Origin of the sequence: Streptomyces sp. NBC_00096 (genome assembly GCF_045041305.1) — a bacterium.
Lineage (GTDB): Bacteria > Actinomycetota > Actinomycetes > Streptomycetales > Streptomycetaceae > Streptomyces.
On record NZ_CP108221.1, the window covers coordinates 2,141,636 to 2,154,621 of the forward strand.

The 12,986-nt window shown below is 71.8% G+C and carries 8 protein-coding genes; 7 read left to right on the forward strand and 1 reads right to left on the reverse strand.

The window, feature by feature from the left end; all coding sequences use genetic code 11:
- Nucleotides 1-131 precede the first annotated feature (131 nt).
- Both OG904_RS09070 and OG904_RS09075 read left to right on the forward strand, forming a co-directional pair.
- Nucleotides 132-2,999 (forward strand): flippase-like domain-containing protein, encoded by a 2,868-nt coding sequence (locus OG904_RS09070; protein WP_405489143.1) that lies wholly within the window; start codon nt 132-134, stop codon nt 2,997-2,999.
- An 86-nt stretch (nt 3,000-3,085) separates the two neighbouring features.
- Nucleotides 3,086-3,958 carry a GNAT family N-acetyltransferase gene (locus OG904_RS09075; RefSeq protein WP_405489145.1) on the forward strand — a complete coding sequence of 291 codons (873 nt, stop codon included), beginning with the start codon at nt 3,086-3,088 and terminating at the stop codon, nt 3,956-3,958.
- Nucleotides 3,959-4,060: 102 nt separating this feature from the next.
- Here the strand turns inward: OG904_RS09075 and OG904_RS09080 are convergent, their stop codons facing one another.
- Nucleotides 4,061-4,828, reverse strand: a complete 768-nt coding sequence (locus tag OG904_RS09080) for a YwiC-like family protein (protein ID WP_405489147.1) — start codon at nt 4,826-4,828, stop codon at nt 4,061-4,063.
- A gap of 216 nt (nt 4,829-5,044) precedes the next feature.
- On the opposite strand from OG904_RS09080, the gene OG904_RS09085 reads away from it, so the two are divergent.
- Genes OG904_RS09085 through OG904_RS09105 form a run of 5 tightly spaced genes read left to right on the forward strand, consistent with a single transcriptional unit; the run spans nt 5,045 to nt 12,926 of the window.
- Nucleotides 5,045-8,752 (forward strand): nitrate reductase subunit alpha, encoded by a 3,708-nt coding sequence (locus OG904_RS09085; RefSeq protein ID WP_405489149.1) that lies wholly within the window; start codon nt 5,045-5,047, stop codon nt 8,750-8,752.
- Between the two features lie 4 nt (nt 8,753-8,756).
- The gene (gene narH, locus OG904_RS09090) at nt 8,757-10,310 is read left to right on the forward strand and encodes a nitrate reductase subunit beta (protein ID WP_405489151.1); all 1,554 of its coding nucleotides are present in this window, start codon (nt 8,757-8,759) and stop codon (nt 10,308-10,310) included.
- Nucleotides 10,311-10,321: 11 nt separating this feature from the next.
- Nucleotides 10,322-11,005 carry a nitrate reductase molybdenum cofactor assembly chaperone gene (gene narJ, locus OG904_RS09095; RefSeq protein ID WP_405497888.1) on the forward strand — a complete coding sequence of 228 codons (684 nt, stop codon included), beginning with the start codon at nt 10,322-10,324 and terminating at the stop codon, nt 11,003-11,005.
- Nucleotides 11,005-11,730 (forward strand): respiratory nitrate reductase subunit gamma, encoded by a 726-nt coding sequence (gene narI, locus OG904_RS09100; RefSeq protein WP_405489153.1) that lies wholly within the window; start codon nt 11,005-11,007, stop codon nt 11,728-11,730. The genes narJ and narI overlap by 1 nt, the downstream gene beginning before the upstream one ends.
- Entirely contained in the window at nt 11,727-12,926 is a 1,200-nt protein-coding gene (locus OG904_RS09105; protein WP_405489155.1) for a TIGR04053 family radical SAM/SPASM domain-containing protein, read from the forward strand. Before narI ends, OG904_RS09105 begins: the two co-directional genes overlap by 4 nt.
- Nucleotides 12,927-12,986: the final 60 nt, after the last annotated feature.

Sequence of the window (12,986 nt, forward strand, 5' to 3'; positions counted from 1 at the left end):
GGAAGCCTGCGTTCCGGACCGGCTCGCACCCTGCTGCCCCGTTCGGCCGCCGGTCCGTGCCACCATCTTCCGGGCGGTGACGCGTGATACGTGATCAAGAAGAGATGGAAGTGACGGAAAAGGAGCAGGGTGTGAGTCCTCCGGACGGCGCGGCGACGGACGGCGGCGCGCGCCCAGACGGCGGCCCCGCGGCGCGCCCCGCGGTGAGCCCCGCGCCGGGCCCCGAGGACGCACCCGGCCCGGAGATCGCACCCGGCCCGGAGGCCACACCCGACCCGGAAAGCACCCCCGGCCCCGAGGCCACGGCAGCCTCCGAGGCCACGGCAGCCCCCGGAGCCACGCCGGGCCCGCGGGCCTCGGCCGCGTCCGGTCCCCCGGACGCGGCCGAGGCCCCGCACGGCCACGCCCCGACGGCCGCCGACCAGGTCGAGGTGGACGAGCCGCTGCTCGCCGCCCGCGTGCACCGCCCCTCCGACCTCGTACGGCTCCTCGTCGGCGTCCTCGGCATCGCCGTCGTCCTCGGCATCGCGGCCTTCGCCCACGGCACCACCGCGGGGCTGGAGGCCGACATCAGCAACGGCACGGGGCAGGCCCCGGACGTGCTGATCAAGGTGGCCGGGCTGGTGTCGAGCATCGCCGTGCTCCTCGTACCGGTCGCCTTCGCCATCGAGCGGCTGATCAAGCGTGACGGACTGCGCATCGCCGACGGCGTGCTCGCCGCCGTCCTCGCGCACGGGGTCACCCTCGCCACCGACCTGTGGGTCTCCCAGGGGGCCTCGGAGACCATCCAGGACGCCCTCACCCGCCCCACCGGAGCCGGCGGGGCGCTCACCGATCCGGTGCACGGCTACCTCGCGCCCGTGATCGCGTACATGACCGCCGTCGGGATGACCCGGCGGCCGCGCTGGCGCGTCGCGCTGTGGGTGGTCCTGCTGCTGGACGCCTTCGCGATGCTGGTCAGCGGCTACACCACGCCCTTCTCGATCATCCTGACCGTGCTGATCGGCTGGAGCGTCGCGTACGGAACGCTGTACGCGGTCGGCTCTCCGAACGTCCGGCCCACCGGGCAGAACCTCCTCGCGGGCCTCCGCCGGGTCGGCTTCCAGCCGGTCAGCGCCATGCGCGCCGAGGCTCCCGAGGGCCCCGACAGCACCGAGGTCAGCGACCGGGGCCGGCGCTACCACGTCACCCTGGAGGACGGCCCGCCGCTCGACGTCACCGTCGTGGACCGCGAGCAGCAGGCCCACGGCTTCTACTACCGGGTCTGGCGCCGCCTCACCCTGCGCGGCATCACCACCCGGCGCAGCCTGCAGTCGTTGCGCCAGGCGCTGGAGCAGGAGGCGCTGCTGGCGTACGCGGCCATCGCCGCCGGGGCCAACGCGCCCAAGCTCATCGCCACGTCCGAGCTGGGCCCGGACGCCGTGATGCTCGTCTACGAACACCTGGGGGGCCGGAGCCTGGACCAGCTGGCCGACGAGGAGATCACCGACGAGCTGAGCCGCAACGCCTGGCAGCAGGTACGGGCCCTGCAGTCCCGGCGGATCGCGCACCGGCGGCTGACCGGGGACGCCCTGGTGGTGGATCGTTCCGGCAGCGCCGCCACCGGCAGCATCACCCTGACCGACCTGCGCGGCGGCGAGATCGCGGCCGGTGACCTGGTGCTGCGCATGGACATCGCGCAGCTGCTCACCACCCTCGGCCTGCGGATCGGCGCCGAGCGGTCGGTGGCCTCGGCGGTGTCGGTGCTCGGCCCGGACGCGGTGGCGGACTGTCTTCCGCTGCTCCAGCCGATCGCGCTGAGCCGCTCCACGCGGGCCACGCTGCGCAAGCTCGCACGGGAGCGCGCGGACCGGGAGCGGGAAGCGGTACTGGAGTCCTCGCGGGCGGCGAAGGCGGCCCGCGAGGCCGACTCCGCGTCGACCACCGCGCGCTCCGCAGCGGAGAAGAAGGCCGAGAAGAGGGCCCTGGACGACGCGCTCGACGGGGCCCGCGAGGAGGATCTGCTGAGCCAGATCCGCCAGCAGGTGCTGCTGATCCGCCCGCAGGCGCCGGTGGAGCCGGCCCGGCTGGAGCGGATCCGGCCGCGCACGCTGGTGTCGTTCATCGCGGGCGCGTTCGGTGCGTACTTCCTGGTCACGCAGATCGCGCACGTCGAGTTCGGCAAGGTCATCGGCGAGGCGCAGTGGGGCTGGGTGGGGGTGGCGCTCGCCTTCTCGGCGCTCACCTATTTCGCGGCGGCGATGAGCCTGCTGGGGTTCGTGCCGGAGCGGGTGCCGTTCCTGCGGACCGTACTGGCCCAGGTCGCCGGATCCTTCGTGAAGCTGGTGGCTCCGGCGGCGGTCGGCGGTGTCGCGCTGAACACCCGGTTCCTGCAGCGGGCGGGCATCCGGCCGGGGCTGGCGGTGGCCAGTGTGGGCGCCTCGCAGCTCTTCGGGCTGGCGAGCCACATCCTGCTGCTGCTGTCCTTCGGCTATCTGACGGGGACCGAGAAGACCCCCGAGATGACTCCGTCGAGGACCGTCATCGCGGGTCTGCTGACCGTGGCCGTGCTGGTGCTGGTGGTCACGGCGGTGCCCTTCCTGCGGAAGTTCGTGGTGACCCGGGTACGGGCCCTGTTCGCCGGGGTCGTCCCGCGCATGCTGGACGTGCTCCAGCGACCGCAGAAACTGCTGACCGGCATCGGCGGGATGCTGCTGCTGACGGGCTGCTTCGTGATGTGCCTGGACGCCTCGATCCGCGCGTTCGGGGGCGGCGAGGCCATCAGCTACGCGAGCATCGCGGTGGTCTTCCTGGCCGGCAACGCGCTCGGCTCGGCGGCGCCGACCCCGGGCGGCATCGGAGCGGTCGAGGGCGCGCTGACGCTGGGTCTGGTCGCGGCGGGGCTGGACGGCCAGGTGGCGTTCTCCGCGGTGCTGCTGTTCCGCGTGGTGACGTTCTGGCTGCCGGTGCTGCCGGGATGGATCTCCTTCAACTTCCTCACCCGCAAGGAAGCGATCTGAGGAATCCGGGCGGGCCGGCGGTCCAGGCGGGCCAACCGATCCAAAAACCCTGGAGCCCTGCCCGTGCCCCTGCCTAGGGTGGGCGGATGAACGGGATACGGATCGTGGCCGACCGGGGCCAGTGGCGGAGCGGGTTCGAAGAGCGGGTACTGGCCGGGTACCGGGCCGCGGGCTGCTCGGAGCCGCTGGCCCGGGCCCTGCGGGAGCGGGCGCTCAAGGGGATCGACGACTGGACGGTGGCCACCGACGGCACCGGCTGGATCGCGGTCGGGGTGTCCGGGGACAACGGGGCGACCGTGGGCCGGATCCACGACCTGACGGCGGCGGGGGCGGCCGGGGTGGCGGCCCGCGAGTGGGCCGAGCGCTGGTGCGCAGGGCGGGGTGCGGAGCGGGTGGAGGTCCGCCTCACCGCCGGAGCCCCCGCGGAGCCCTTCGCCGGCTATCCCGTACGGGGCCAGAACCGGATGCGCACCGCCGCCGAGCACCCCTCCCTGCCGCCGGGCCTCACCGTCCGCCGGCTCACCGAGGAGGAGTACCCGGGCTGGTACGCCGGCGAGGAGGCCGCGTACATCGCGGACATCCTCCGGGCCGGAGCCCTGACCCCGGAGCAGGCCAAGGCCAAGTCCGACGAGGACTTCGCCCGCCACCTCCCCCAGGGCCACCTGACGCCGGGGCACGCCTTCTACGCGCTGGAGGCCGACGGCGGGGTGATCGGCACGGGCTGGGTGAACCACGGCTTCCTGCCGGGCGTGACCTTCGGCTTCTCGCTGGAGGTCTACGAGGAGCACCGCGGCCGGGGCTACGGCCGGGCGGCGATGGCCGTCGGCGAATGGGCCACCCGGCAGGGCGGCGACGAGGTGATGATGTTCAACGTCTTCGGCGGCAACGAGGTGGCGATGGGCCTGTACGACAGCACCGGCTTCGCCGTGCTGGACGAGTTCCGCTCGATCGAGCTCTGAGGGCCGCCCCGCGGCAGGACCGGCAGGACCGGCGAGATCGGCAGGACGGCAGGACCGACAGAACGAACAGGACCGGCAGGACCGACAGGACCGGCAGAGCCCTCAGAAGAGCAGCAGGAGCGAGGCGAGCAGGCCCGCCGAGGCGGCGAGTTCGATCGCCCCGACCACCGGCACCTTGACCCCGCGCCCGGGGAGGGCGGCCGCGCGGGCCAGGCAGGCCGCGAAGGGGATCGCCAGCCAGGGGGACAGCAGGGCCGCCAGGGCGACGGCCGCGGCGTGGTAGGCCACCGAAGCACGGTGGTACGTACGGGAGTTCCGCTCCCTGATCATCGTCTTCACGTACGGGACCGTGCCGCCGAAGTACAGCAGGCAGGCGGCGGCGGGCGCCCACGGCGGTCCGCCGCCGCCCAGCCGCGCGGCGACCAGCAGCATCCCGCACGCCGGGACCACCGCCACCAGCCCGTTGACCAGCGCCCGCTCCCGGTTCCGCGCCGCGTACCAGGTGTTCACCGCCACGAACGGGGCCGCCGCCGCGCCCGCGAGGAGCAGCCAGGGGTGGAGCACGGCCAGGGGGATCCCGGCCAGGGCGGACGCGCCGCCGATGACCACCGCCGGGCGGACGTGCCCCCGCGCCACCGCCGGCCGCCGGGCGGCGACCCGGCGCAGGCGCAGCCACTGCTGGGCGTGGAAGACGGCGGCGTAGCCCAGCAGCCAGGCCGCCAGGAGCAGCGCGTGCGCCCAGCCCGGCCGGGGGGAGAGGAGGGTGCCCGCGAGGAACGGCACCGTCAGCATCGCCCACGCCCCGTGCTGGTCCGGTATCCAGGAGGCGTTCTTCCGCGGCACGTTCCCCGGCCTTTCGTTCAGCGGCATTCGAAACTGGTATTCGGAGCCGTAATTTTCCGGTTCCGCACCGGAGTTGACTTCTTCCAGCGTGACATCCACTCGGCCTGTGAAATACCGGAATTAGGTCATGCCCGTACGGGACCTTTGTCATCGGATTCGCCTCCGCACCGGGCGTAGCGTCGTGTCTGGGTCATCTTGTCCGGACCCGCGCACCGCCTCTTTATTCCGGCCTGGAGGGTCGCCTTGCACGAGCGCCACGGACGTCGAGAACACCAGGACGCCGCCGATTCGCTGATCAAGGCGGGCAGTTTCTTCACACGCGCCGAGGTCTCGGACGACCTGCGGACCGTCCACCGGACCGGTGGCCGCGCCGCGGAGGCGTTCTACCGGGACCGGTGGAGCCACGACAAGGTCGTGTACTCCACGCACGGCGTGAACTGCACCGGTTCCTGCCGGTGGAAGGTCTTCGTCAAGGACGGGATCATCACCTGGGAGACCCAGTCCACCGACTACCCCTCCGTCGGCCCCGACAGCCCCGAGTACGAGCCGCGCGGCTGCCCGCGCGGTGCCTCGTTCTCCTGGTACTCCTACTCCCCCACCCGGGTGCGCTACCCGCACGTGCGCGGCGCCCTCCTGGAGATGTACCGCGAGGCCAAGGCGCGCCTGGGCGACCCGGTCGAGGCCTGGGCCGACATCCAGTCCGACCCGGTGCGCCGGCGTGCGTACCAGCGGGCGCGCGGCAAGGGCGGGCTGGTCCGCGCGACGTGGGAGGAGGCGACGGAGATCGTCGCCGCCGCGCACGTGCACACGATCAAGGAGCACGGCCCGGACCGCGTGGCCGGCTTCTCGCCGATCCCGGCGATGTCGATGGCCTCGCACGCCGCCGGCGCCCGTTTCCACTCGCTCATCGGCGCGCCGATGCTGTCCTTCTACGACTGGTACGCCGATCTGCCGGTCGCTTCCCCGCAGGTCTTCGGCGACCAGACGGACGTGCCGGAGTCGGGCGACTGGTGGGACGCCGCGTACCTGATGATGTGGGGCTCGAACGTCCCCGTGACGCGCACCCCGGACGCCCACTGGATGGCCGAGGCCCGTTATCGCGGCCAGAAGGTCGTCACCGTCTCCCCCGATTACGCGGACAACACGAAGTTCGCCGACGAATGGATGCACCCGCACCCCGGTACGGACGGTGCGCTGGCCCTGGCGATGGGCCACGTCATCCTCAAGGAATTCTTCGTCGACAAGCAGACCCCCTTCTTCACGGATTACGTCCGGAAGTACACGGACCTGCCTTTCCTGGTGTCGCTCCGGCAGACCGATCAGGGTCTGGTTCCGGGCAAGTTCGTCACCGCCGCCGATCTCGGCCAGGACACCGAGAACGCGCGGTGGAAGACCGTGCTGATCGACGACGCGACCGGTGAGGCGGTCGTGCCGAACGGCACCCTCGGGCACCGCTGGGGCAAGAACGAGAAGCCGGAGTGGAACCTCGACCTCGGTGACACGGTCCCGCGCCTGACCCTCCACGGGACGGCCGGCGAGAGCGTGGAGATCACCCTTCCGCGGTTCGAGGACGACGAGCGGGGCGTCGGCCCGGACGGCGAGCCGCGCGGCACGATCCGCCGCGGCGTGCCCGTACGGCGTCTGGTGACCCCCGATGGGGACCGGCTCGTCACGACCGTCTTCGACCTGATGCTGGCCCAGTACGGTGTCGGCCGCGAGGGCCTGCCCGGCGTGTGGCCCACCGGCTACGAGGACGCGAGCGCCCCGGGCACCCCGGGCTGGCAGGAGTCGCTGACCTCGGTCCCCGCCGCCCAGGCGGCGCGCGTGGCGCGGGAGTTCGCGCAGACGGCCGAGCGGTCCGAGGGCCGCTGCATGATCCTGATGGGCGCCGGCACGAACCACTGGTTCCACTCCGAGACCATCTACCGCTCCTTCCTCGCCCTGCTCACCCTCACCGGCTGCCAGGGCCGCAACGGCGGTGGCTGGGGCCACTACGTCGGCCAGGAGAAGTGCCGCCCGGTCACCGGCTGGGCCACCCTGGCCGCCGCCTCCGACTGGTCGCGCCCGCCGCGCCAGATGATCGGCGCGGCCTGGTTCTACCTGCACACCGACCAGTGGCGCTACGACACCCTGCCCGCGGAGGCGCTGGCCTCCCCGCTGGCCACCGGCGCCTTCGAGGGCATGACGGGCTCGGACTGCCTGGCGGCGAGCACCCGGATGGGCTGGATGCCCTCGTACCCGACCTTCGACCGCAACCCGCTGGAGCTGGCGGAGGCCGAGGACCCGGTCGCCGAAACGGTTCGCCAGCTCAAGAGCGGCGAGCTCGGCTTCGCCGGCGAGGACCCGGACGCCCCGCACAACTGGCCGCGCGTGCTCAACGTATGGCGGGCCAACCTGCTGGGCTCCAGCTCCAAGGGCAACGAGTACTTCCTCAAGCACCTCCTGGGCACCCACTCCAACCTCCCCGAGGACGGGCCGCGCTGCACTCCGAAGGACGTGACGTACCGGGAGGAGGACGTGGAGGGCAAGCTCGACCTGCTCATGTCCATGGACTTCCGGATGACGTCGACGACCCTCCTGTCCGACGTGGTCTTCCCGGCCGCCACCTGGTACGAGAAGCACGACCTGTCCTCCACGGACATGCACCCCTTCCTGCACGCCTTCACCCCGGCCGTGGACCCGCCGTGGCAGGCCCGCTCCGACTACGACGCCTTCAAGGGCCTGGCCGAGCGGTTCGGCGAGCTCGCCGGGACCCACCTGGGCGTGCGCAAGGACCTGGTCGCCACCGCGCTGCAGCACGACACCCCGGGCGGCGAGATGGCCCAGCCCGGCGGCGTCGCGCTGGACTGGTCGAAGGGCGAGTGCGAGCCGGTACCCGGCAGGACCATGTACAACCTGACGGTCGTGGAGCGCGACTACGGGGCGGTCGGCGAGAAGTTCGCCGCGCTCGGCCCGCTCGTCGACACGCTCGGCGTGACGACGAAGGCGATCACCTTCGACGTGGGCGAGGAGGTGGCCTACCTCGGTGCGAAGAACGGCACGGTCCGCGGCGGCGCCGCCGACGGCCGGCCCCGGCTCGAGACCGCCCAGCAGGCGTGCGAGGCGATCCTCTCGCTGTCCGGCACCAGCAACGGCCGCCTCGCCACCCAGGGTTTCGAGACCCTGGAGAAGAAGGTCGGCACGCACATGGCCCACCTGGCGGCCGAGGCCGAGGGCAAGCGGATCACCTTCGCCGACACCCAGGCCCGCCCGGTCCCGGTGATCACCTCGCCCGAGTGGTCGGGCTCCGAGGCCGGCGGGCGCCGGTACACGGCCTTCACGGTCAACACCGAACACCTCAAGCCCTGGCACACCCTCACCGGCCGCCAGCACTTCTTCATCGACCACGACTGGCTGCACGAGGTGGGCGAATCCCTGCCCGTCTACAAGCCGCCGCTGAACATGCACACCCTGTACGGGGAGCCCGAGCTCGGCACGGTCGACGAGAAGACCAAGTCGGTGGCCGTCCGGTACCTGACCCCGCACAACAAGTGGGCGATCCACAGCCAGTACCAGGACAACCTCTACATGATGACCCTGGGCCGCGGCGGGCAGACGGTGTGGATGTCCCCGCAGGACGCCGGGGCGATCGGGGTCGCGGACAACGACTGGATCGAGGCGGTCAACCGCAACGGCGTGATCACCGCCCGCGCGATCGTCTCGCACAAGATGCCGCCCGGCACGGTCTACATGAACCACGCGCAGGAGCGCACGGTCGGCGTCCCGAAGACGGAGAAGACCGGCCGCCGCGGCGGCATCCACAACTCGCTGACCCGGGTGATGCTCAAGCCCACCCACCTCATCGGCGGTTACGCCCAGCTGACCTGGGCCTTCAACTACCTCGGCCCGACCGGCAACCAGCGCGACGAGGTGACGGTCATCCGCCGCCGCGACCAGAAGGTGGAGTTCTAAGAGCATGGCCCCTCGCGAAGCGAAAATCGGACGCGTCATGGCACAGGTCGCGATGGTCATGAACCTCGACAAGTGCATCGGCTGCCACACCTGCTCGGTCACCTGCAAGCAGGCGTGGACCAACCGGCAGGGCACCGAGTACGTCTGGTTCAACAACGTCGAAACCCTCCCCGGCCAGGGTTACCCGCGCCGCTGGGAGGACCAGGAGAAGTGGAAGGGCGGCTGGGAGCGCACCCGCTCCGGCAAGCTCCGCCTCCGGGCCGGCGGCCGGCTCGCCAAGCTGGGCAAGATCTTCGCCAACCCGGACCTCCCGGAGATCGACGACTACTACCAGCCCTGGACGTACGAGTACAAGAACCTCACCGAGGCCCCGGCGGGCGACGACATGCCCACCGCCCGGCCCGTCTCGCAGGTCACCGGCGAGCCGATCGACAAGATCGAGTGGGGTCCGAACTGGGACGACAACCTCGGCGGTGCCCCTACGCACGGGCCGAAGGACCCGATCGTCGAGAAGATCCGCGACGAGGTCGGCGAGAAGATCCGCTTCGAGTTCGAGCAGAGCTTCATGTTCTACCTCCCGCGCATCTGCGAGCACTGCCTGAACCCCGCGTGCGTCTCCTCCTGTCCCTCCGGCGCGATGTACAAGCGCGAGGAGGACGGGATCGTCCTGGTCGACCAGGACCAGTGCCGCGGCTGGCGCATGTGCGTGACCGGGTGCCCGTACAAGAAGGTGTACTTCAACCACCAGACCGGCAAGGCCGAGAAGTGCACGTTCTGCTTCCCGCGCATCGAGGTCGGCATGCCGACCGTGTGCTCGGAGACGTGCGTGGGCCGGATGCGCTACCTCGGCGTGATGCTCTACGACGCCGACAAGGTCGCCGAGGCCGCCGCGGTCGAGGACGAGCACGATCTGTACCCCTCCCAGGTCGAGTGCTTCCTGGACCCGAACGACCCGGCCGTGGTCGCCGCCGCCCGCGCGGCCGGCATCACCGACGAGTGGCTCGACGCGGCGCAGCGCTCGCCCGTCTACGACCTGATCGCCACCTACCAGGTCGCCCTCCCGCTCCACCCGGAGTACCGGACGATGCCGATGGTCTGGTACGTCCCGCCGCTCTCCCCCGTCGTCGAGGCGGTCGCCGCCACCGGCAGCGACGGCGAGGACGCCGGCAACCTCTTCGGCGCCATCGACGCCATGCGCATCCCCGTCGAGTACCTCGCCGCGATCCTCACCGCGGGCGACACCGTGCCGGTGGAGGCGGTCCTGCGGCGGATGGCCGCGATGCGCTCCTACATGCGCCGGGTCAACCTGGGCGAGGAGCGGGACGAGTCCATCGCGCGGGCCGTCGGGCTGTCGGGCCAGGAGATGGAGGACATGTTCCGCCTCCTCGCCATCGCCAAGATCGAGGACCGCTTCGTGGTCCCGAGCTCCGCCCGCGCCGAAGCCGACGCGCTCGCCGGTTCCCACCCGCTGGACCCCGTCGACCAGGGCTGCCCGGTGGGCGCACTGCCCGAACCCCGCGTGATGCTCAACCTCGGCACCACGAGGAGGAGTTCGTGAGCGGGTACCCGATGAGCGGCGATGCCCTCGTACGGCTGGTCGCGGGCTGCGTACTGCAGTACCCAGGCGACTACTTCCACGACGAACTCCCCCGGCTCCGTGCGGCCCTCGCCGGGGCGCCCGCCGAACCGGCCGGGCTGCTCGGCGAGTTCCTCGACGAGGCCGGGCGGCAGACCCCGATCGAGCTGTGCGCCCAGTACACCTCGACCTTCGACATCCGCAACCGGCGCTGCCTCTACCTCACCTGGTGGGTGGACGGCGACACCCGCCGGCGGGGGCTGTCCCTGGTCCGGCTGAAGCGGATCTACCGGGACTTCGGGCTGGAGTTCGCGGGCGAGGAGCTGCCCGACTTCCTGCCGGTGGCCCTGGAGTTCGCCGCCCGCGAGGAGGAGGCCGGCACCGAGCTGCTCCAGGAGCACCGGGCCGGGCTGGAGCTGCTGCGGCTCGCGCTCACCGAGTCCGCGTCCCCGTACGCCCGGGTGCTGGAGGCCGTCTGCGCGACGCTGCCCGGTCCTTCCCCCGAGACCAGGGCCGAGGCGAAGGCGCTGGCGAAGAACGGGCCGCCGCAGGAGCTGGTGGGCGCGGGTTCGGCGCTCGAACCCTTCGGGCCGGGCCTCGACATGCCGAGCGACTTCCCCCTCGCGGTCCCGACCGACCTCCCCTGGCCCACGACACCCGAAAGGCTGCCCGCCTGATGGACCTCCTCCTGTGGGGCGTCTTCCCGTACGTCTCGATCGCCCTGCTGATCGCGGGCACGGTCTGGCGGGCCCGCTTCGACAAGTTCGGCTGGACCACGCACTCCTCGCAGCTGCACGAGTCGCGGCTGCTGCGCATCGGCTCCCCGCTCTTCCACTTCGGCATGCTCTTCGTGATCCTGGGCCACGTCGTGGGCCTGCTCGTGCCCAAGAGCTGGACCGACGCGGCGGGCCTGAGCGACCACGCCTACCACCTGATCGCCCTGGCCACCGGCACGGTCGCGGGCGTCGCGGCCGCCGCCGGCATCGGGATCCTGGTCTACCGGCGCTTCAAGGTGCCGGCCGTGCGCAGGGCGACGCTGCGCAGCGACCACATGATGTACGCGTGCCTGCTCGGTGCGATGGTGCTCGGGCTGACGGCCACGATGCTGAACTCGGCCGGGATGATGGACGGGTACAACTACCGCGACGGCATCTCCCTGTGGTTCCGCAGCCTGTTCACCTTCACCCCGGACTACCACCTGATGGCGGGCGCCCCGCTCGCCTTCAAGCTCCACATCGTCTTCGGCTTCGTCCTGTTCTCGCTGATCCCGTACTCGCGCCTGGTGCACATGTTCTCGGTGCCGCTGAAGTACCTGTTCCGGCCGTACGTGGTCTACCGCAGGCGGGATCCGAAGCAGCTCGCCAACCGCCCGAGCAAGCGCGGCTGGGAGCGCGTGTCGTGACCCGGCGTCCCGAACGCACCGTCGTGCGCCGGCCCCGGCACGCGGTGTCCGAGCGGCCCTTCATCGTGATCTGGGAGGCGACCCGGGCCTGCCCGCTGGCCTGCCTGCACTGCCGGGCCGAGGCGCAGACCGCCCGCCACCCCGAGGAGCTCGACGGCGCGGACGCCCGGCGGGTGATGGACCAGATCGCCGCGTTCGGCAAGCCCGGCCCGCTCTTCGTGATCACGGGCGGGGACCCCTTCCAGCGCGCCGACCTCACCGACCTGGTGGCGTACGGGACCTCGCTCGGGCTGCGGGTGGCGGTGTCCCCGTCGGGCACGCCGACGCTGACCCGCGAGAACCTCGTGGCGGTGCGGGAGGCTGGGGCCATCGCTCTCTCGCTCTCCCTGGACGGTTCGACGGGCGGGCGGCACGACGCCTTCCGGGGTGTGCCGGGGGTCTTCGACTGGACGCTGGACGGCTGGCGGGCCGCCCGGGAGCTCGGGCTCAAGGTGCAGATCAACACCACGGTCACGCGTACCGCTCTGGAGGACCTCGCCGATATCGCGGCGCTGGTCAAGCGCGAGGGCGCGATGCTGTGGTCCGGTTTCATCCTGGTCCCGACCGGGCGCGGCGAGCAGCTGGAGTCCCTCACCGCCGCCGAGACCGAGGACGTCCTGCACTTCCTGTACGACTGCGGGGCGGTGATGGCGACCAAGACGACGGAGGGCCACCACTTCCGGCGGGTCGCCCTGCAGCGGACCGTCCTGGACGCGCGCGGCGAGCGGCCCGTGCTGGGCGGGCTCTACGAGCGCCTCTCGGCCCGCGCCCGCGAGCTGGGGGTCTTCGACGGCGAGCGGCGGGCCGTGCGCCGGCCGCCCATGGACGTCTCCTCGGGCCGCGGCTTCGTCTTCATCTCGCACACGGGCGAGGTGCACCCCAGCGGCTTCCTGCCCGTCTCGGCGGGCAACGTGAAGAACCACCCGCTGACGGAGATCTACCGGGGCTCGGCGCTCTTCACCAAGCTCCGCGACCCCTCGCTGCTGCGCGGGAAGTGCGGGGCCTGCGAGTTCAAGACGGTGTGCGGGGGCTCGCGCTCCCGTGCGTACGGCTTCACCCGCGACGTCCTGGAGGCCGACCCGTACTGCGCGTACGAGCCGGGCAGCTTCCCGTACCAGGAGGAGGTCAGGGCTCTGGCCGAAAGCATGAGGCGCTGAATCACCGCGTCCCATATGTTTCATATGGGAACATATCGGCCCAGGGGCCACGGGAGAACA

What these genes read in the sequence shown, in the direction of transcription:
- narH (WP_405489151.1), top strand. Translation starts at nt 8,757, where the DNA reads ATGGCCCCTCGCGAAGCGAAAATCGGACGCGTCATGGCACAGGTCGCG.
- narI (WP_405489153.1), top strand. Translation starts at nt 11,005, where the DNA reads ATGGACCTCCTCCTGTGGGGCGTCTTCCCGTACGTCTCGATCGCCCTG.
- OG904_RS09075 (WP_405489145.1), top strand. Translation starts at nt 3,086, where the DNA reads ATGAACGGGATACGGATCGTGGCCGACCGGGGCCAGTGGCGGAGCGGG.
- OG904_RS09080 (WP_405489147.1), bottom strand. Translation starts at nt 4,828, where the DNA reads ATGCCGCTGAACGAAAGGCCGGGGAACGTGCCGCGGAAGAACGCCTCC.
- narJ (WP_405497888.1), top strand. Translation starts at nt 10,322, where the DNA reads ATGAGCGGCGATGCCCTCGTACGGCTGGTCGCGGGCTGCGTACTGCAG.